We start from the raw sequence: 20,776 nt of genomic DNA on the forward strand, positions 1-20,776 counted from the left end.
CCAGCGGATATGAAAACGGTCGCAAAGCTCAGGGCACGGTTGCAAAAACTCCATGAGCGGACGGCCGAAACGCCGCTGTTCAATCCCGTCTTCCAGTTGAGCCATGAGTTGTCGCGGCTGCTCGAAGACGGCGGGCTGAACCTTGATGATCTCGACACGCTTGTGGCCGAAATGGAGTGCGAGGCGCTGCAAAGCCGCGCCGTGCGCCTGCGCCGGTTGATCGCGCCGACGGCGGTGGACGAGAACTTGATGCGCATCGCTGCTATAAACCCCGAAGAGGCTGGCTTTTTAGAATTTCGAACACGTTGGGAAAAGCCGCTGCTCCACGCGGTGTTTACTGCGCATCCCACATTTCTGCTGAACCCTGCGCAAGCCGATGCGGTTGCCACCGCTGCACTGCATGACGATCCGCAAGCCTCGACTGTATGCGCCGTGCCCTCGGCAGGCCTCAAGATCTCGCTGGAATTTGAACACGTCGAGGTTTGCGCCGCGATTGGACGTGCCGCTGCGGCGCGCGACAAGATCAACGCCTCGCTGTTGGCCCACGCGCGCCAGCGCTGGCCGGGCCGGTGGCTCGATTTCCGCCCGTTGCCGTTCCGATTTGCCACTTGGGTCGGTTATGACATGGATGGCCGTACCGATATCGGCTGGACCACCTCCATTGCGTTCCGCTTGCGCGAAAAGGCGCAGCGTCTCGCCAGTTACGCCACAGCCCTGCGCGCAATAGATGATGCTCACGGTTTGCTTGCCACGCTCGATACAGCGCAAGCCTATTCGGCGGAAATGGCCGACCTGTTCTCGTCCAATCTGGAAGCGCCAGAAGATCTGGCCGCCGCTGCCAATCGCCTGAGCGCCGATGATCCGGCCAAATTGCTCAGCCTTACGCCGTTGATCGAAGCGCTTGAAGCAGAAGCCAAAACGGCGGCAGAAGATAAGGCGATCCCGCTGGCCACGCTCGCCGCTGCGATGCGCGCCGATGGGCTTGGCATTGGCTGGATCCATTTCCGCGTCAACGCCTCGCAGCTTCACAACGCGCTGCGCCGCAGGATCGATCCCGAAGGCACGCTTGATCTCGGTAGCAAGAGCGCGCTGTCACGCTTGCGCGAACTGCTGGCCGAAGTGCAGCCGCTGCGCGTAAACTTCGCGGCGCTGGCGATTGAGACGAGCACGGCGATGCGCCAGTTCCTCGTCATGGCCAAGATGCTCCAGCACATCGATGCCGATGCGCCGATCCGCATGCTGATTGCCGAATGCGAACAGCCGCAAACCGTTCTGGCCGCACTTTATTTCGCCAAGTTGTTCGGCATCGATGGCAAAGTTGACGTCTCGCCGCTGTTTGAAACCGAAACCGCGCTCGAACACGGTGGTCGCTTCCTCGAAGCCTTGCTGGCCGAAGATTCCTATCGCGACTATGCCCGCGCGCGCGGTCGCGTATCGATCCAGACCGGCTTTTCCGATGCCGGACGCTTCATGGGCCAGCTTCCCGCAGCGCTGGCCATCGAACGCCTGCAAGGCCGCTTGGCCGAGGCGATGAAAAACAACGGTCTCACCGATGTTTCCGCGCTGATTTTCGATACGCACGGTGAATCTATGGGACGCGGTGCGCATCCTTCGGGCTTTGCGGACCGGCTCACATGGCCGCTGTCGAATTGGGCGCGTCGCCGCTTTGCGCGTGCCGGCATCACGCTCGAACCCGAAGCCAGCTTCCAGGGTGGCGACGGTTACCTGTTTTTCCGCAACGATGAACTGGCGCTGGCAACGCTCACCCGCATCGCCGAAGCAGAGGGCAAAGACCTCGATCTGACGGCCAAAGACCCGTTCTATGACCGCACCGACCTCAGCCTTGATTTTTACCGTTCGATCCGCCGGGTGCAGCGCGAACACCTTGAAAGCGCGACCTATTCCCGCGCTTTGACGGCGTTCGGCTTGGGGCTGTTAAAGTCCACCGGAAGCCGCGTTTCGCGCCGCCAGTCCGATGTGGGGGCTGATCGCACAATGAGCTTGCGCCAGATCCGCGCCATCCCGCACAACGCCATCCTTCAGCAAATCGGCTATCCGGTAAACGTCATCGCAGGCGCGGGCACGGCTGCGGGCGAAGAGATGGAATCCATCGCCGAACTGCTCGGCCGGTCTGACCGTGGCAACCAGTTGGTGCGCCTGTTGCGCGCGGCCAATGGCCTTGCCTCGATCAAAACGGTGGCGGCGCATGGCGAACTGTTCAATTCGGCCTATTGGGCCAGCCGCCCCTATCGTGGCACCGAAACCGCGTTGGAAACGGCCTGTCTTGCGCTGGCAGAATATCTGACCAAGGATGACCGCGCTGGCGTGTTCCGCCGCCTGACTTCGCGGTTGCGCGTCGATTGGATGAAGTTGCACCGCTTGCTCTCGCTGGTGCCGGGCCACCGGCAGGGCCGCGATCCGGTGCAGGATGCAGATCGCCGCAGCATCGGCCTGCTGCAATCGGTGCGCCTAGCGCTGCTGATGCACATGTTCATCCGCGCCGTCCAGGTCCCGCCTTTTGCGCGCTCGAACGATGTCAGCCGTGACGACGTGCTCGAAATGGTGCTGTCGCTCCGCGTTGACGACGCGCTGGCGCAATTGCGCCGCGCCTATCCGGTGATCGAACCCGAAATCACCGATTTCGCGGTGGACGAAGCCACCGATTACCCTGACCATCGCGGCGAAGACTACGGTGCCATCCGCGCCCGCTTCATTGACCCCATCGAACGCGCGCAAACGCTGAACATCCGCATTGCCGTGGCAATTGCGAACTACTTCGGCGCGCACGGGTAGGGATATTCCTCCTTCCCGTTTACGGGTGGGGCCGGGGTAAGTGTGTTAGATACATTAAGTTATTGCAGCGATGGCCCAAACTACCCCGGTCAACAGGAATACGCCCGCGATATCGAGCGCCAGTCCGGCCTTGATCATTGACCGCATCGTGCAATGCCCGGTCGCCCACGCTAGTGCGTTCGGCCCGGTTCCGGCGGGCAGCATGAAGCCCCACGTCGCGGCAAAGGCGGCGGGCAGGGCAAGCAGGATCGGGTCAGCACCCAATGCTGCCACCAACGCTGCGACCACGGGCATGATCCCGCTGGCCGCAGCGATATTGCTGGCAAATTCAGTAACGAGAATAACGAAGGCCACCAGCACCAGCGCCACCACAGGCAGCGGTACGTGTTGCAACGGCAGCAGCATCTTGCCCATCCACAGCGTCAGCCCGGATTCGGTCATGCCCATCGCCATGGCAAGCCCGCCGCCGAACATCAGCACAACGTCCCACGGCGCGCGGTTCGCCTCGGGCCATGTCAGCATCGCGCGGCCCGTGCCATCGGGGAGGATAAACAGGACAAGGCCGGCAATCGCGGCAATCGAACCATCGGTCAGCCCGTTTTTTGGGAAAAACCCTTCAAGCCACGGCTGCAAGACCCACGCGATAAACGCAAAGACCACGACCGGCAGCAATCGCCGTTCGGGCAGGGTCCAGCGCACCGAATGTTCGATAGCTTCGCGCGCGGCCACCGGATCGAAGCTGTCCTTGTCCAGACCTTGCACCCGCGCGATGATCCACGCCGCCAGCGGCACCGCCAGCAGCGCTATCGGCACGCCATACATCGCCCAGCCAAGGAAGGTGATCTGCGTGCCAAGCGTCTTTTCGATCAGCCCTGCGGCAATAGCATTGGTGGGCGTGCCGATCATCGTGGCAAGCCCGCCAAGCGATGCGGAAAAGGCGATGCCCATCGGCAATGCGCCCGCCATGCCTGCGGTTTCGCCTTTGCGCACGCCGCCTGCGCCCAGCATCGCCAGCGCCATCGGCATCATGATCAGCGTGGTCGATGTGTTGGAGATGAAGCTTGATAGCACCGCCGTTGCCGCCATCACGCCCAGCAGCAATTGCCCCGGCTTGGCCCCTGCAAATCCCATGATGAACAGTGCCAGGCGCCTGTGCAGCCCCGTGCGTTCAATCGCCAGCGCCAGAAACGCACCGCCGACAAACAGGAACATGATCGGTGAATAATAGGCCGACGCGGTCTTGTTGGCATCGGCCACACCCGTCAGCGGCAAGACGAGGAAGGGCAGAAATGCCGTGGCCGATAGCGGCAGCGCCTCGGTCATCCACCACGCCGCCATCCACCACACCAGCCCGGCCGCGCTCCACGCCGTATCAGGCATGCTCGCAGGCGGTGCGATCAACAGCGTCACCGCCATGCCCAAGGGGCCGGCAATCAATCCGATTATGCGCGCGTCGATCACGAAGATCAGGCTCCCCCTTATGTCCCTAAACATGGCCTAGCAGAGCCTGCGCCCAAAGGAAAAGGGCGCACCTTGCGGTACGCCCCATATCCTTCAGCGATTAGGCTCGCGTGCTTACTTTGGCGCAAGCACCATCAGCATCTGGCGGCCTTCCATACGCGGAAAGGCTTCGATCTTCGCGATTTCAGCGACATCATCCTGCACCTTGCGGAGAAGATTCATGCCGATTTGCTGGTGCGAAAGCTCACGCCCACGGAACCGCAGCGTGATCTTGACCTTGTCGCCATCCTCGATGAACCGCACCACGTTACGCATTTTCGTGTCGTAGTCATGGTCGTCGATTGCCGGACGCATCTTGATCTCTTTGATCTCCTGCGTCTTCTGGCTCTTGCGTGCAAGATTCGCCTTTTTCTGCGCCTCATATCGGAACTTGCCGACATCAAGGAACTTACAGACCGGCGGATCAGCCGTAGGCGATACTTCGACAAGGTCGAGGCCGACAGAGGCAGCCTGATCGATTGCTTCGCGGGTGTACATGACACCCAGGTTCTCGCCGTTTTCGTCAATCACGCGCACTTTGGGCACGTTGATCATCTGGTTAAAGCGAGGCCCGCTCTTGACGGGGGGCGCCATACTGCGCCGGGGTGGGGGAGCTATTGTGCTTTCTCCTGTAGTGGAAACAAAAAGTCGGTTGGCGCGCTCATATCACAAAGCACGCTTAGATAAAGGGCGCATTGCATCCGTTGTTCACGCAAATTGCGTCATGCCGCGCCCCGCCATAGCGCAAACCGTGCCAGACGGTCGCCCGCCGGAACGATGGCATCAATCGTGCGGGCAGGTTGCAAGGCCGCCAGAATGGCCGGGTCGCCCGCATCCATTCCGCCGGTCAAAGCGCCAAAAGCGGGCAGAATCAGGCGGTTTTCGCTTACCACGCCGCAGGGGCGGGCAATCGAGCGGCCCCGCACTTTCACCCGGAGTTTGGGATGAAAGTGGCCCGAAACCTCACACCCTTGCGTGCCCGTACGGGCGATATGGCGCATGGCAAGGCCGCGCGAAGAAAGTTCATCCACCACGGTTCCGCCGGGCGCGCGGGCGTCTTCATCGTGATTTCCGGTGATCCAGACCCAGTCTGTGGCGCGGGTGAGGGCATCCAGCATGCCCGCGGCATGGGGTTCCAGCCGCTCAACCCCCGCCGAGTCGTGAAACGAATCGCCCAGACAAAAGACACGGCGCGCGCCGGTTTCTTTTACCGCCCCGGCCAGCCGTTCCAAAGTTGCCCGGCTGTCATAAGGAGGCAGCATCTGGCCATGGCGGGCAAAGAAGCTGGCCTTCTCCAAATGCAAATCGGCCACCAGCAGCGCGTTTTCTTCCACCCAGAACAACGCTCTGGACGCGCCTAGCCGGAATTCCTGTTGTGCGAACGAAAAGGGAACCATTACGCCCCCTTGCCGGATGGCGTTTCCCTTGGCAAGTACCGTATCCATGAACGACTGGACCAATAACACCGCCCAAGCCCGCACATGGTTTGAATCGCTGCGGGACCGCATCTGTGCCGAATTCGAAACGATTGAGCGGGAGGCAGGGTCTGACGCCAGCTTTGCCTATACGCCGTGGAACCGTGAAGCCGATGGCGAAGCTGTCGCCAATGGCGGCGGCGGTGTGCAGGGCCTTATGAAGGGCAAGATCTTCGAAAAGGTCGGCGTCAACGTCTCGACCGTTCAAGGCGAATTTTCGCAGGAATTTGCCGGCACGATCAACGGTGCCAGCGCTGAAACGCCGGGCTTTACCGCCACCGGCATCAGCCTTGTCGCGCACATGGCGAACCCGCATGTGCCCGCCGTCCACATGAACACGCGCTTCCTCACCACCAGCAAGGCATGGTTCGGCGGTGGCGGCGATCTCAACCCGCCGATCCCCTATGAAGAAGATACGGCAGATTTCCACGCCAGCTACAAGGCGGCGTGTGACGCGCATGATCCCGAATACTATCCGCGCTTCAAAAAGTGGGCCGACGATTATTTCTACATCCCCCACCGCAAGGTCCATCGCGGTGTTGGCGGCATTTTCTACGATCACCTTGAATGCGCCGATCAGGCTGCGTTCGAGGCGAACTTCGCGTTCACCCGCGATGTCGGCGATGCTTTCCTCAACATCTTCCCCGCGCTGGTCCGCCGCCGCATGGGCATGGAATTCAACGCGGCTGAAAAGCTCCAGCAACTCGAATATCGCGGGCGCTATGCCGAATTTAACTTGGTATGGGATCGCGGCACGCTGTTCGGCCTGAAAACCGGCGGCAATATCGATGCCATCCTGATGAGCCTGCCGCCAGAAGCCGTCTGGACCTGATGCGATGAAAGTTGCAGGCGAGCCGCTGGGCGAGGGCTTTTTCAATGTCCGCGCAGGTGATCTTGCCTGCATCGTCACCGCGCTTGAAATGCTGGAACCGCCTGCTGATTTGCGCCGGTTAACGCCCGAGGATGACGTGCCGATCCAGCTTGTCCGCTGGAAAGACTGCACACCCGAAAAGTACCGCCTGCTTTACAAGCGCGTGGGCGGGCCGTGGTTGTGGTGGGCACGGCTTGTCAAGAATGACGCAGAACTTGCTGAAATTCTTTCGGATTCGCGCGTTCATCTTTTTGCCGTGGTGGATCGCGCCCGCGTCGAAGTCGGCATTGTCGAGCTTGATTTCCGGGTCGAAGGCGAATGCGAGATCGTGTTCTTCGGCCTTATCCCCGGTGCCACCGGCAAAGGCCTTGGCAAGTGGTTGATGCGCAAAGCCTTGCAGATGGCGTGGGGCAAAATGAACGGGGCCAAAGGTGTCAAGCGCGTCTGGCTGCATTCGTGCACCACCGATGATCCGCGCGCGGTGCCGTTCTATATGGCGCGCGGGTTCAAGCCCTTCGCCCGCTTTGTCGAAGTCTATCGCGATCCGCGCCTGTGCGGCCTCTATTCCGAAGATGCCGCGCCCAAAATTGCGCTGATTACCGGCTGACCGGTTCAGCTTCACCCCTGCGCCAGATCGCCCACATCAGTATGACGGAGGCAATCGGCATCAGGTTGATATCAAGGGGCAGGGCCGCTGCGCGCGTGGCGAGGGGGGCCAGCCACAACCCCACCACCATCAGCTTTTCCCAAGGCCGCCAGCCGGTGGCCCGCGCATCTCGGACCAGCCAGAACACCGGCAGTGCCAGAAACGGCAAGTCGTAGGCAAACAGGTAGGGCGATGCCAGCGCCGTCCCGGCCAGCAGCATGGCCCCTGCGGCCATTTCGTCCTGCGTCCGTTTCCAGAACCGGCAAACCACAAACAGCGTGGCCATGGCGAGCATGCTTTGGCCAACCAGTGCGGTAGCTGGATCAAAGTGATAACGGAGCGCCGCAAACAGGGTGCACATGCGCAAGAACAGCTCGCCCGGCTCTTGCGCTATCAGCACTTCATAAACGCGGACGGTTGCGGGATAGGCCCGCCACGTATCCGCCCCGAACACCAGCAATGATAGCACGCACAGGCCCAGCGCGGAGGCTCCGGCATAGACAAACGCCGTCCATTTGCGCCCCGCCGCCAGCCAGAACGGCACCAGCAGCGCCAAATGCGGTTTGATGATCAATGCTCCGAACAAGACGCCCGACAGCGCTTGCGAACGCCGCATGGCCAGCACCGCGCCGATCATCAGGGCGCTGGTCACAAAGCCATTCTGCGCATGGCTTCCGGCAAGATAGGCGGCGGGAAATGCCAGTATCGCAAGCGACGCATCGGGCAGGATCTTGCGCGCCACGGCAAACCACACCGCCCAGCCGATCACCGCCCATGCCACCAGCGCCCAGGCATAGGGCAGCAAACCCAGTGGCGCGGCTAGAAACAGATAGGGCGGCGGATTGACGAACACCGCGAATTGTCCGGTGCCGCTCGCCATTTGCGCGGCATGTTCGGTCGGCAGGTCATAGACCAGCGCAGGCGTGCCTGCCGCCAAAATCTTGCCCGCGCCCCAGAACGCCAGAAAATCGCTGCCGACATTGCCGGTGGCTTCCAGATAGACTTTGGCCAGCATCGGCACATAGGCCACCAGAACGATAAGCGCATAAGCGGCTACCCGCTGCCGGTCCAGAACTGTCAAACTGCGCAAGGCGGCAACCAGATCATGCAAACGAAAGACCGGCGCTGCGCTTTGTCCTAACGCTTGATCGGGGGTCATGGGCGGGGCAACTTTCGTCGTCTGTCGTGCGGCTCGTGCGCTACAATGCGCAGAACATGGCAAACAAAGCGTGAAGATGGGGGTAAAACGTCAAGATTGGCACAATCGGCGTGTTTACCCTTGCGGACTGCGGGCAGTTTCGCCCATCTTGCGAGCGAGATGCTCCGCCAATACGAACTTGTCGAACGCGTACTCGCTTATGATCCCGATGCGGATGAGGCGATGCTGAACCGCGCCTATGTGTTTACCGTCCAGAAACACGGCGCCCAAAAACGCGCCAGCGGCGATCCCTATTTCTCGCACCCTGTAGAAGTGGCGGGCCTGATGACCGAGCTCAAGCTCGATCAGGACACGATCATCACCGCGCTGCTCCACGACACTGTCGAAGATACGTTGACCACCGTCGCCGACATCGAACGCCTGTTCGGCCCCGATGTGGCGCGGCTGGTCGATGGCGTGACCAAGCTCTCGAAAATCGAAACGATGAGCGAGAACGAGCGCGCGGCGGAAAACCTGCGCAAATTCCTGCTGGCGATGAGCGAGGATTTGCGCGTTCTGCTCGTCAAATTGGCCGATCGTCTGCACAACATGCGCACGTTGCACTACATCCGCAGCGAAGAAAAGCGCCGCCGCATCTCGCGCGAAACCATGGAGATTTACGCTCCGCTGGCAGAGCGTGTGGGCATGTACGAATATATGCGCGAGATGCAGTTGCTTGCGTTCGAACAGATCGAACCCGAAGCTTATTCCACGATCACCGGGCGTCTGGCCGCGATCCGTAGCGAAGAGGGCGCGCAAGTTGATGCCATTGCGCTTGAAATCAAGAAAGTACTGGCAGGCGCCGGTATGCGGGTCGAGATTTCGGGTCGCGAAAAGCATCCCTATTCGATCTGGCGCAAAATGGCCGAACGCCACGTCTCGTTCGAACAGATCAGCGATATCATGGCCTTCCGCGTGATTACCGAGAACGAGGATGATTGCTATCGCGCGCAGGGGCTGCTGCACCGCGCCTGGCAAATGATCCCCGGACGCTTCAAGGATTATATCTCTACGCCAAAGATGAACGGCTATCGTTCGCTGCACACTTCTTTGATCTATTCCAATGCGATGCGCGTCGAAGTTCAGATCAAAACGCACGAAATGCACCGGCTGAACGAATATGGTCTCGCCGCGCATTGGTCCTATAAGCAGGGCGGCACGCAACCCGATGCCCAGATCGGCTGGGTGCGTGATCTGGTTGAAATTCTCGAAGCCAGCCACGACGCCGAAGAACTGCTCGAAAACACCAAGATGGCGATTTATCAGGATCGCATATTTGCCTTCACCCCCAAGGGCGCGCTGTTCCAGTTGCCCAAAGGTTCAACGCCGATTGACTTTGCTTTTGCTGTCCACACCAATCTTGGGGCTGCTGCTGTCGGGGCGAAAATCAATGGCCGTCACGTCCCTTTGCGCACCACGCTCGGCAATGGCGATGTGGTGGAAATCATCAAAAGCCGCAATTCCGAACCGCAGCTTTCTTGGCTCGGCTTTGTCGTCACCGGCAAGGCGCGCGCCGCCATCCGCCGCTTCGTCCGCCAGAAGGAGCGCGGCGATGTCGCAGCGATTGGTCGCAAGCTTTATGATGAAATCGCCGAACGACTGCCCAGCAAAATCGGCAAGAAGGCACTGGCCGATGCGGTCAAGCGTCTGAAAATGGCCACTGAAGAGGACTTCATGTTTGCCATCGGCTCCGCCAAGATTGATGACCGGCAAGTAATGGAGGCGCTCGTCCCCGGCAGTGCAGCCAACTTGCCGCAAGAAAACTGGCCCAGCCAGCAGCGGGCTATCGCCGTGCGCGGGTTGACGCCGGGCATGGCGTTCAAACTCGCCGATTGCTGCCACCCGGTTCCCGGAGACCGCATCGTCGGCCTGCGCCGCCCGGAAAAAGGTGTTGAAGTCCACGCGATTGATTGCTTGAAACTGGCCGACGGGATTGATGCCGATTGGATCGATCTGTCATGGGACTCGCGAACCGATGGCGCGATTGGCCGCTTGCGGGCAGAACTCTACAACCGCCCGGGCACGCTTGCCGAAATGGCCGGGATTTTTGCGCAAAATCACGCCAACGTCGTTAATCTTGAGATGACCCAGCGCGAAAAACCGTTCCACACCTATGAAGTCGATCTCGAAGTGCGCGATCTTGCACACCTCACCCGCATCGTCAGCGCGCTGCGCGCCAGCGACGCTGTCGCACAGGCTGAGCGGATTTAGACGAGCTCGACGCTCACAGACTGGGAATTCAGCAGCGCGCTGCCAAAGATCGTCAGGAACGATATGTCGGCAGCATCGCGGCCCACGCCGATTATCGCGATTTGCGCCGGATCGGCCATGCCGGTCGGGTCAACCAGATGCCAGCCGCCTTGCAGCCACACTTGCACCACCGCATGGAAATCCGGCGGAGTTACGCCCGGTGCATAAGCGCTGACGACGCGCGCCGGAATGCCGATCCCGCGCACCAGCGTCACCAGCAAATGCGCATAATCGCGGCACACGCCCTCGCGGCTGTGGAAGGTGTCAATCGCGGTTGTCCCGCCGTGGCTTGCGCCCGGCACATAGGATAAATGGCTTCCCATCCAGCGGCACGCGGCCTCCACCGCTGCGCCACCTGCAAGGTTGCCAAACATCTCGGTCGATGCCGCGTGCAGCGTATCCACCGGGCAGTACCGCGAAGGCAGCAAGTACTCGATGGTATCGGCAGGCAGCACCGTCAGGGCATCGGCAAACAGGTTTACCAGCGGAACGGTCCGGCGCGTAATCTCAACCTGCGCCTCATATCGCACCACCAGCGCGTCCTTGGGTGTCAGCCATGACCGCTCGCCAAGATTGCCGTGCGCAGCCACATGGAAAGCGCCGGGCAAGCCGCCCAGATCGTAGCTCTCAGACATCACGCGCTGATCATCCAGACGCGCCACCGCCACTTGCATCAGTACAGACGCAGGCTCTGGCAGCGAATAGTCCAGCGCGGCCACGATCTTCAAAACCTGGGGTGTCACAAGCATCAACCCTTAACCGGCTGCGCCCGGATTTGCTCCCAGCGTCAGGAAAATTGCAATGGAGAATGGAAAACAACGCTGTCAAAAAGGACCAGCGCACACCGTGGGGTGCAAAGCTGTTTAACAGCCGCACCAGCCTCTGCCTATCCTGCCAAAGTGTGCTCCTGCACATTCGGGCGCTTTTGCAGACCCGCCTTTGACGTTCTTTCGGAAATGGAGTAACCAAGCCCAACACTGACACAAGGCAACGTCCGATCCGGGCGTTTATGCCATCATATGTCATTGCGCTGCTGTTGACGCCAGGTTTCAAACCGCCTAAGCGCGCCTTTCACTCTAAACCGCGAAGGTTCATTGCAATCAAGGTGAAAGCCTTGTGATTGCGGGGATTTTCTCGATTGGCAGAGTGTTTTTCGCGATGAGATAGGGTCAGCGACGCGAGTCGTTTTCACCCTGTGGAGCAAAACGGAGAAGCAAGTGGCTCGTATTGCCGGGGTAAACATCCCCACAAATAAGCGCGTGATTATCGCGCTCACCTACATCCATGGTATCGGACCTCACAAGGCCAAGTTGATCGCTGACAAGCTGGGCATTGACCACAGCCGTCGTGTGCAAGACCTGTCGGATGCCGAAGTCCTGCAAATCCGCGAAACGATCGATGCCGATCATAACGTGGAAGGTGATCTTCGTCGCGAAGTTGCGATGAACATCAAGCGCCTGATGGACCTCGCCTGCTATCGTGGTCTGCGTCACCGTAAGGGCCTCCCGGTCCGCGGTCAGCGCACGCACACCAACGCCCGCACCCGCAAGGGTAAGGCCAAGCCGATCGCCGGCAAGAAGAAGTAAGACCTGCAAAGGCTTTCTTCCGACCCAGATTATCGAGGATAGAGATCAATGGCACGCGAACCACAGCGCATTAAGCGCCGCGAGCGTAAAAACATCACAAGCGGCGTTGCGCACGTAAACGCCAGCTTCAACAACACCATGGTGACCATCACCGACGCACAGGGCAACGCGATTTCGTGGTCCTCGGCTGGCATGATGGGCTTCAAGGGTAGCCGTAAGTCAACGCCGTACGCTGCACAGGTTGCTGCTGACGACGCTGGCAAGAAGGCTGCCGAACACGGCGTCCGCACGCTCGAAGTCGAGGTCAAAGGCCCCGGTTCGGGTCGTGAAAGCGCGCTTCGTGCACTGCAAGCGGTCGGTTTCACCATCACGGCCATCCGTGACGTGACCTCGATCCCGCACAACGGCGTTCGTCCTTCGAAGCGTCGTCGCGTCTAATTTGCCTTTGGTGGATGACAGCGCTGGTACCGGCGCTGTCATCCACCCAAAACCTCGACCGGATACGGATAATTCGTCCGATGTCCGGCACAGCCCGCACAAACCCCAGGGGAATTCCATGACTGTCAACATCAAGAACTGGCAGGAACTGAAGAAGCCCAACAATCTCGAGATCAAACCGGGCAACGATCCCAAGCGCCGCGTGACATTTGTCGCCGAACCGCTTGAGCGTGGCTTTGGTCTCACCCTCGGCAACGCACTTCGCCGCGTGTTGCTGTCATCGCTGCAGGGCGCAGCCGTTACCTCGATCAAGATCGAGAACGTCCTTCACGAATTCTCGTCGCTTGCCGGCGTGCGTGAAGATGTGACTGACATCGTTCTGAACGTGAAGCAGATCGCATTGAAGATGCAGGGCGAAGGCCCCAAGCGTCTCCAGCTTTCGGCAACCGGCCCGGGCGAAGTCAAGGCTGGCGACATTGCAGTTACCGGCGATATCGAAGTCCTCAACAAGGATCTCGTTATCTGCAACCTTGATGAAGGCGCAACCTTCAACATGGAACTGACGGTGGATACCGGCAAGGGCTATGTCCCTGCTGTTGCTAACCGGCCGGTCGATGCACCAATCGGTCTTATCCCGGTTGACTCGCTCTATTCGCCGGTCCGTCAGGTGTCCTACAAGGTCGATAACGCCCGCATCGGACAAGAGCTTGACTACGACAAGCTCAACCTCACCGTCGAAACCGATGGCACGGTAACTCCTGAAGACGCTGTGGCTTATGCCGCGCGCATCCTTCAGGACCAGTTGTCGCTGTTCGTCCACTTCGATGATCAGGTTCCTGTTGGCCACGTTCCTTCGGTCTCGGGCGGCATTGCCACCCATGCGCCTGAAGAAAGCGATGCCAACCAGCTCAACCGTTACCTTCTCAAGAAGGTTGACGAATTGGAGCTGTCAGTCCGCTCGGCCAACTGCCTCAAGAACGATAACATCATCTATATTGGCGATCTGGTCCAAAAGACCGAAGCCGAGATGCTGCGCACGCCGAACTTCGGCCGCAAGTCGCTCAACGAGATCAAGGAAGTTCTCTCCTCGATGGGTCTGCGCCTCGGCATGGACATCCCTGGCTGGCCGCCAGAAAACATCGAAGAAATGGCCAAGAAGCTCGAACAAGAGCTGCTGGGTTAATTACAAACGGGGCGTTCTTCGGGACGCCCCGATTTTCGGGTGATTTGGCGGCAACCCTTAACAGCCGCCTGGATCGGGGTACCTCGCACGGCCCCCCTACGAACTGAAGGAAATACCGATGCGTCATAAAATTGGCCAGCGTAAGCTGGGTCGTACCACGTCTCACCGTATGGCGATGCTCCGCAACATGGCGGCAGCTTTGATCAAGCATGAGCAGATCACCACGACCACGCCAAAGGCACGCGAACTGCGTCCTTACCTCGAAAAGCTGATCACGCTGGGCAAGAAGGGCGGCCTTTCAAACCGCCGTCTCGCCCACACCCGCTTGGGGGACGATACCCAGCTCACCAAGCTGTTCACCGTTCTGGCTGAACGCTATGCTGACCGTAACGGCGGCTACACCCGCATCATCAAGGCCGGCTACCGAGCTTCGGACGCCGCTCCGATTGCCGTGATCGAACTGGTTGACCGCGACACTTCGGCCAAGGGTCAGGACTCAGGTCCGGTATTGACCGCTGACGAAGACGAATACGAAGCCGCATAACAGCGCTTCGGTTCATACCGAATAAGAACAACGGGCGGGGCAGCAATGCCACCGCCCGTTTTTCATATGGGGGGGTGTTGTGCTGTGGCGTTGACCGCAAGCGCAAACCAAATAGATCCCGGCCTTCGCTGGGAAGACGCCAGAAACCACCCCAACCACGTCAGAGCTCACCCCAATCACATGCCATTCCGGCGAAGGCCGGCGCCTATGCGCTATCGCAATAGCACCACCTGACAGGACCAAAATGACCCTGTCCTACACCGGTGTGAAACCCTACACTCCCTGCCATGCAGCCACACAACGCCCCGCCAAACCTCTCCCGCATAGCCGCTTTTCCCGCTATCGCCGGGGCCTCACAAACTTTCTCTGAACAGTGTAAACTGTGTAAACCTGTTCAGGTTCGCTTGTGCGAATATGAATGGTTGCTAGTTTCTGCCGCAACCAGAATGACTCGTCCGAAAGCGCGCCCATGCCATCGATCCGCACCTTGCTTGCAGCGTCGGCTGCCACGCTTCTTGTCGCGCCAGCCTTTGCGCAGAGCGGGGACGCTGTGATGGACTATCCCGCTACAGAACGTGGCAGCGTGGTTGAAACGGCGTTCGGGCAGAAAGTGGCCGATCCCTATCGCTGGCTTGAGGCTGATGTGCGCGAGGACAAGAAGGTAGCCGCGTGGGTCGAGGCGCAAAGCCGCTTTACCGCCGGTTACCTTGCCAAGTTGCCAGAGCGTCCGGCTTTTGAAGCGCGGCTGAAAACGCTGTTCGATTTCGAACGCTTCGGCATCCCCGTCAAGGCAGGCAACCTCCTGTTCTTCCGCCACAATTCGGGCCTGCAAAACCAGTCGGTGCTTTATGTCCGCAATGCCGATGGCAGCGGTGAACGGCGTGTGCTGATCGATCCGAACACATGGGCCAAGGATGGCGCGACCGCGCTTGACGATTGGCAGCCTTCGAAGGACGGCACGCGGCTTGCCTATACCGTGCAGGATGGCGGATCAGATTGGCGTACCGTCAAATTCCTCGATGTCGCCACTGGCACCGTCCTGCCCGAAACGCTGGAGCACGTGAAGTTTTCGGCGCTGGCATGGGCGGGAAGCGGCGGCGTGGTCTATTCGCGCTTCCCCGCGCCCAAGGCGGGTGAGGCGTTTCAGGCGGTCAGTTCCAACCAGTCGGTGTGGTATCACCAGATCGGCACGGACCAGTCGGCGGACAAGCTGGTCTATGCCACGCCCGATAACCCGCGCCTCTATCACGCCGCCGCCGTCACCCATGATCAGCGCTGGATGGTCATCTCGACCAGCACCGGCAGCGAAAAGGGCAATGCGGTGGGCGTCGTGGCGCTCGGCAAGGGCGGTTGGACCGTGCGCCCGCTCGTCACGCTGCTCAAGGACGAATGGAGCCTGATTGACGGCATCGGCGATACCCTTTGGTTCATGACCAGCAAGGATGCACCGCGCAAACAGGTGGTTAGGGTTGACCTGTCCGGCGCGGAACCCGCGATCATGATCGTTGTACCGGAAGACGAAGCCGTGCTTGATGGCGCCAGCATCGTCGGTGATAAGCTGGTGCTCAATTATCTGCGCGATGTGAAGGCCGAACTGCGCCTTGCCAGCCTTGACGGCAAACCCGCCGGAACGCTGGCGCTGCCCGGCATTGGCAGCGTGGGCGGGGTGCAGGGTGAACCGGGGGACGCACAAGGCCACTTCGTGTTCAGCGGCTTCACCCAGCCTGCCACGGTCTACAGCTTCGATGCGGCCAACCCTGCCTCGACCAGTGTGTGGGAAGCGCCCAGGCTGACGTTCGATCCCGCGCGCTTCGAAACGCGGCAGGTGTTCTATCCTTCGAAGGACGGCACCAGAATTCCGATGTTCGTCGTCCGCCGCAAGGATTTGAGCGGTCCACTGCCGACGATCCTCTATGGCTATGGCGGCTTCAACATCTCGATCCTTCCGGCTTTCTCGGCGGCGCGCATGGCGTGGCTGGAGGCGGGTGGGGCCTATGCCGTGGCCAACATTCGCGGCGGCGGCGAATATGGCGAGGCGTGGCACCTTGGCGGCAAGGGCGCGACCAAGCAGAACGTGTTTGACGATTTCATCGCAGGCGGTGAATGGCTCAAGGCCAATGGCGTGACGGCCAAGGACGGGCTGGCGGTCGAGGGTGGCTCCAACGGCGGCCTGCTGGTGGGCGCGGTGGTCAACCAGCGGCCTGATCTGTTTTCCGCCGCACACCCCGCCGTCGGCGTGATGGACATGCTGCGCTTTGACAAGTTCACCGCGGGCCGCGAATGGGTGTTCGATTATGGCTTCCCCGAAAAGGAAGCCGATTGGCGGCGGCTGCGCTCCTATTCGCCCTATCACAACGTGCAAGCAGGCAAGGCCTATCCCGCGATCCTGACGACGACGGCAGACACTGATGACCGCGTGGTGCCCGGCCACAGCTTCAAATATGCCGCTGCCTTGCAAGCGGCGGACATCGGGCCAAAACCGCACCTGATCCGCATCGAAACGCGCGCAGGGCACGGCGCGGGAACGCCGGTTTCCAAGATGATTGAGGAATCCGCAGACGTTTACGCTTTCCTGGCGCACTGGACGGGTTTGAAACCCGAAGACTGACCTTCAATTCATCTCGCAGCACCCGTTTTAAGGTGCTATGAGAACGGCAATAATGATGTGGGAGCAGGTTCTGATAAGGCGACGCGCCATGGGCGCGATTGCGGTGCTGTCGCTACTGCTGGCAGCCACGCCACTGCGTGCTGAAAACGATGCGGAAATCAGGGCGGCATCGGTGTCGAGCGGCAGTGCATCGCCAGCGCCATCAACGCGCATGATTTTGCCGCGCAGCGCTTATCCCATAACCCGCAGCGAAGGTTTGGTAGAGCAACCTTTCGGTGAACGCGTAGCCGATCCTTTCCGTTGGCTCGAAGCTGATCCGGGAAAAGATGCCGATGTGGCCAAATGGATCACCCGTCAGAACGCGCTGTCCGCCGATTACCTCGGCAACCTGCCGGGCCGCGATCACTTTGCTGCGCGCATCCGCAGCTTGTTCGATTATGAACGCTATGGCCTGCCGCGCAAAGCCGGGAGCCGCTACTTCTATTTGCGCAATGCTGGCCTGCAAAACCAATCGGCATTGTGGGTGCGCAAGGGCGTGAACGGCGAACAGCGCATGCTGGTTGACCCCAACACCTGGAGCGCAGACGGATCGCTGGCATTGGCGCAGTGGGAGCCATCACCATCGGGCCGCTTCCTAGCCTTGGCCGAACAGGAAGCCGGGAGCGATTGGCGCACCTTGCGCGTGGTTGAGGTTGCTTCAGGCAAAATGCTGGACGAGCGGCTGTCATGGGCCAACGACACCGAAATCGCGTGGATTGGCGATGAGGGCTTCCTCTATTCGCGCTTTCCGGAACCCAAGGCGGGTGAAGATCCGCGCGCTCCCCGTTTCAACAAGGCGGTGTGGTATCACCGCGTCGGCACTGGGCAGAGCGAAGATCAGCAGGTCTTCGCAACGCCCGATCACCCCGAATGGAGCCACAAGGCGCAAGTCTCCAGCGATGGACGCTGGGCGGTGATCGTCAGCGAAGTCAGCACGGACAAGCGCAACGCGGTCCATCTGATCCAGTTGGAGGGGCGGCGGGGCGGTGTCTGGAAGGCGATGCCATTGGTGCCCGAAATCACCGATCATTGGCGCATGGTGGCCGGGATCGGCAACAAGCTGTGGTTCTTGACTGACCTTGGCGCTCCTGAATTCCATCTTGTCAGCATCGATCTGGCTCGGCCCAAGGCTGGCTGGAAAGTGGTGGTGCCGCAACGGGGCAACAAGCTTGAAGGCGCGCGGATGATCGGCGACCGCTTCTTGCTATCCTATTTGCAGGACGGGCAAAGCGTGGCGGTGATGACCGATAGTCGCGGGCGTCCGGGCAAGGCAATCACGTTGAACGGTATCGGCACCGCCAGTGGTTTTGGCGGGCGCCCCGGCGATCCTGAGACATTCTACCAGTTCAGCAGCTTTGCCACGCCGCCCGCGATTTATCGCATGGATTTGCGCACAGGCGCGGTGACGCCGTTTGCTGAACCGAAGATGACCTTCGATCCGGCAGATTTCGAGGTGGAGCAGCGCCGCTTTACATCGAAAGATGGTACGCAAGTTCCAATGTACGTGGTGCGCAAACGCTCTGCCGCCAAGGCCGGAACCGCGCTGCCGACGCTGCTTTACGGCTATGGTGGATTCGATATCTCGCTAACGCCGGGCTATTCGCCGGTGCGCATGGCGTGGCTGGAGGCAGGCGGCGCGTTCGCGCTGGCCAATATCCGCGGCGGGGGAGAATTCGGGCGCAATTGGCATAAGGCTGGCAGCGGCGAGAACAAACAGAACAGCTTTGATGATTTTATCGCGGCGGGCGAATACCTGATCCGCGAAGGCATTGCCGCGCAGGGGGCACTGGCCATTCAGGGCGCTTCTAACGGTGGCTTGCTGGTCGGCGCGGTGGTCAACCAGCGGCCCGATCTGTTCGCGGCGGCCAATCCTGATGTGGGCGTGATGGACATGCTGCGGTTTGACCGGTTCACCTCGGGCAGGTTCTGGGTCGACGATTATGGACGGCCCGACCGCGAGGCGGATTGGCGCACGTTGCGCGCCTATTCGCCTTATCACAATATCGTCGGTGGCAAATCCTACCCCGCCATTCTGGTGACGACCGCTGACAATGATGACCGTGTCGTTCCCGCGCACAGCTTCAAATATGTCGCGGCGCTGCAAGCGGCCCAGATCGGTGACCGGCCCCATCTGCTGCGTGTGGAGACGCGGGCAGGGCATGGCGCTGGCAAGCCGGTCGACAAAGTGATCAGTTCGGGCGCTGATGTGCTCTCGTTCCTCGCCTATTGGACCGGGCTTCACACCGAAGCGGACGCTCTCTAGCGCTGTTCATGTAATCAGCCATTTTTATGAATGATAGCTGTCGTGCCGGTTCAGCGTTCTATCAAGGCGAATCAGGCAAACCTTCACTTGTGGCGGGAATAGCCCTGCCAGATGGGAAGGACGAAACTCATGAAGACGTTTACCAAAGCCCTCGTCGGAACAGTCGCCGCCGCTGCGGTTGCGGTGTCTTCGGTAACCCCTGCCATGGCGCGCGATCATCGCGGTGGCATTGACGGAGGCGACATTATCGCAGGCGCGCTGGTGATTGGCGGCATTGCCGCAATCGCAGCGGCGGCGGGTAACAACAACCGTTGGGATGATGATCGCTTTGGCAATGGCTGGAACGATGGTCGTGGCCGCAACGGCTTTTACGGGCGGGACAACGTACGCGGCGCAATCGAACGCTGTGTGCGGACCGCCGAGCGGACGGCATCGCGCTATAGCTATGGCCGCGCCGATGTGACCGACATTCGCAATATCCGCGAAACGCGCTGGGGCTATGAAGTGCGGGGCCGCATTGCGGTCAACGCCAACGGACGCGATTGGCGCCGTGGTGATCGTGATTACGGGCGCGGTTGGAATGGCGACTATCGCGGTTGGAACAATTCCTTGCGCGGTTATGACGCGGGTTCATTCCGCTGCCGGGTGGAGCGCGGTCGGGTTGTCGACATCGACTATAGCGGCATTCGCGGCCTGTAATGGCGTTGGACGCGAGGCGGGCAAGGCAGTTCAGGTGTTTGAAAGCCTGAACCGCCTAGTCCTATAACCATCTTGGGCTGGGGTGACAGATATGATCGGCAAATTTGCAAAAGTGGCCATTGCGTTGGCGGGAATGGCAACGGCAATGTTGCCGCTTGCAACAGAGGCCCAGGCACGGCCCGGTTGGGGCGGCGGGCGGCATTGGCGCGGAGATCGCGGGATTGATGGCGGTGATGTACTGGCCGGGCTACTCATCCTCGGCGGGATCGCAGCGATTGCCAGCGCGGCCAGCAAATCGCAGAACCGCAACGCCAATCGTGATCAGGATTACCGTGATCCGGACAGCCGCGAACCGAACGCCCCGTATCGCGATGATGCGGTTCAAAGTGGTCCCGATGCGCGAAATGATTGGCGCCCCAATGGCGGGCCAGGTGGTTTTGCACCGCAAGTGACGCGCAACATGAATGACGCCGTAGAGCGCTGTGTCGATGAAGCATCACGCAGTGGCGAAGTCGATGAAGTTTTCGATGCCGCCCGCAATGGCGATGGCTATCGAATCGCTGGTGCATTTCGCAGTGGGGACCGCTTTTCTTGTGACATTTCGGGGCAGGGCGGGGTCCTGCTTGATATCCGGCGCGGCCAGCCATGATATGAATTTGTGTTGCAGGACCTGCAATTCTTTC

17 protein-coding genes are annotated in these 20,776 nt (G+C 60.4%); 12 read left to right on the forward strand and 5 right to left on the reverse strand.

Features of this window, described 5'->3' with window-relative positions; genetic code table 11:
* The first annotated feature begins 9 nt into the window (after nt 1–9).
* On the forward strand, nt 10–2,793 hold the full coding sequence (locus IP81_RS11040) for a phosphoenolpyruvate carboxylase (RefSeq protein ID WP_197274599.1): 2,784 nt from the start codon (nt 10–12) through the stop codon (nt 2,791–2,793).
* Between the two features lie 54 nt (nt 2,794–2,847).
* Here the strand turns inward: IP81_RS11040 and IP81_RS11045 are convergent, their stop codons facing one another.
* From IP81_RS11045 to pdeM, 3 genes are all read right to left on the reverse strand, one after another.
* Nucleotides 2,848–4,251, reverse strand: coding sequence for a DASS family sodium-coupled anion symporter (locus IP81_RS11045; RefSeq protein WP_231626487.1), 1,404 nt, complete (start codon nt 4,249–4,251; stop codon nt 2,848–2,850).
* A gap of 117 nt (nt 4,252–4,368) precedes the next feature.
* Nucleotides 4,369–4,887: a translation initiation factor IF-3 gene (infC, locus tag IP81_RS11050; RefSeq protein WP_082356108.1), complete on the reverse strand. Its 519-nt coding sequence runs from the start codon at nt 4,885–4,887 to the stop codon at nt 4,369–4,371.
* A 128-nt stretch (nt 4,888–5,015) separates the two neighbouring features.
* Nucleotides 5,016–5,690 (reverse strand): ligase-associated DNA damage response endonuclease PdeM, encoded by a 675-nt coding sequence (gene pdeM, locus IP81_RS11055; protein WP_054108126.1) that lies wholly within the window; start codon nt 5,688–5,690, stop codon nt 5,016–5,018.
* 46 nt (nt 5,691–5,736) lie between these two features.
* Here pdeM and hemF point away from each other — a divergent pair, with 46 nt between their 5' ends.
* Nucleotides 5,737–6,600: an oxygen-dependent coproporphyrinogen oxidase gene (hemF, locus tag IP81_RS11060; protein ID WP_054108054.1), complete on the forward strand. Its 864-nt coding sequence runs from the start codon at nt 5,737–5,739 to the stop codon at nt 6,598–6,600.
* A 4-nt stretch (nt 6,601–6,604) separates the two neighbouring features.
* Complete coding sequence (locus IP81_RS11065) at nt 6,605–7,246, forward strand: GNAT family N-acetyltransferase (protein WP_054108055.1); 642 nt, start codon at nt 6,605–6,607, stop codon at nt 7,244–7,246.
* On the opposite strand, the gene IP81_RS11070 is transcribed toward IP81_RS11065, so the two are convergent.
* On the reverse strand, nt 7,236–8,444 hold the full coding sequence (locus IP81_RS11070; RefSeq protein WP_054108056.1) for a glycosyltransferase family 87 protein: 1,209 nt from the start codon (nt 8,442–8,444) through the stop codon (nt 7,236–7,238). The genes IP81_RS11065 and IP81_RS11070 overlap by 11 nt on opposite strands.
* A 159-nt stretch (nt 8,445–8,603) precedes the next feature.
* Between IP81_RS11070 and IP81_RS11075 the strand changes: the two genes are divergently transcribed.
* Nucleotides 8,604–10,694, forward strand: a complete 2,091-nt coding sequence (locus IP81_RS11075) for a bifunctional (p)ppGpp synthetase/guanosine-3',5'-bis(diphosphate) 3'-pyrophosphohydrolase (protein ID WP_054108057.1) — start codon at nt 8,604–8,606, stop codon at nt 10,692–10,694.
* Here IP81_RS11075 and IP81_RS11080 read toward each other — a convergent pair.
* Complete coding sequence (locus IP81_RS11080) at nt 10,691–11,476, reverse strand: transglutaminase family protein (protein ID WP_231626459.1); 786 nt, start codon at nt 11,474–11,476, stop codon at nt 10,691–10,693. The two genes, IP81_RS11075 and IP81_RS11080, sit on opposite strands and share 4 nt — an antisense overlap.
* Before the next feature lie 474 nt (nt 11,477–11,950).
* On the opposite strand from IP81_RS11080, the gene rpsM reads away from it, so the two are divergent.
* From rpsM to IP81_RS11120, 8 genes are all read left to right on the forward strand, one after another.
* Complete coding sequence (rpsM, locus tag IP81_RS11085) at nt 11,951–12,319, forward strand: 30S ribosomal protein S13 (RefSeq protein WP_054108059.1); 369 nt, start codon at nt 11,951–11,953, stop codon at nt 12,317–12,319.
* A 48-nt stretch (nt 12,320–12,367) separates the two neighbouring features.
* Nucleotides 12,368–12,757, forward strand: coding sequence for a 30S ribosomal protein S11 (rpsK, locus tag IP81_RS11090; RefSeq protein WP_054108060.1), 390 nt, complete (start codon nt 12,368–12,370; stop codon nt 12,755–12,757).
* A 118-nt stretch (nt 12,758–12,875) separates the two neighbouring features.
* The gene (locus IP81_RS11095; protein ID WP_054108061.1) at nt 12,876–13,940 is read left to right on the forward strand and encodes a DNA-directed RNA polymerase subunit alpha; all 1,065 of its coding nucleotides are present in this window, start codon (nt 12,876–12,878) and stop codon (nt 13,938–13,940) included.
* Between the two features lie 118 nt (nt 13,941–14,058).
* On the forward strand, nt 14,059–14,484 hold the full coding sequence (gene rplQ, locus IP81_RS11100; protein WP_054108062.1) for a 50S ribosomal protein L17: 426 nt from the start codon (nt 14,059–14,061) through the stop codon (nt 14,482–14,484).
* 469 nt (nt 14,485–14,953) lie between these two features.
* Nucleotides 14,954–17,092: a prolyl oligopeptidase family protein gene (locus IP81_RS11105; protein WP_054108127.1), complete on the forward strand. Its 2,139-nt coding sequence runs from the start codon at nt 14,954–14,956 to the stop codon at nt 17,090–17,092.
* Nucleotides 17,093–17,180: 88 nt separating this feature from the next.
* A complete protein-coding gene (locus tag IP81_RS11110; protein WP_197274600.1) occupies nt 17,181–19,394 on the forward strand; it encodes a prolyl oligopeptidase family protein in 2,214 nt (737 codons plus the stop codon).
* Nucleotides 19,395–19,523: 129 nt separating this feature from the next.
* A complete protein-coding gene (locus IP81_RS11115; RefSeq protein ID WP_054108063.1) occupies nt 19,524–20,093 on the forward strand; it encodes a hypothetical protein in 570 nt (189 codons plus the stop codon).
* Between the two features lie 91 nt (nt 20,094–20,184).
* Nucleotides 20,185–20,742, forward strand: a complete 558-nt coding sequence (locus IP81_RS11120) for a hypothetical protein (protein WP_054108064.1) — start codon at nt 20,185–20,187, stop codon at nt 20,740–20,742.
* Nucleotides 20,743–20,776 lie beyond the last annotated feature (34 nt).

The sequence above is a fragment of the Novosphingobium sp. AAP83 genome, from assembly GCF_001295795.1.
Classification (GTDB): Bacteria; Pseudomonadota; Alphaproteobacteria; order Sphingomonadales; family Sphingomonadaceae; genus Novosphingobium.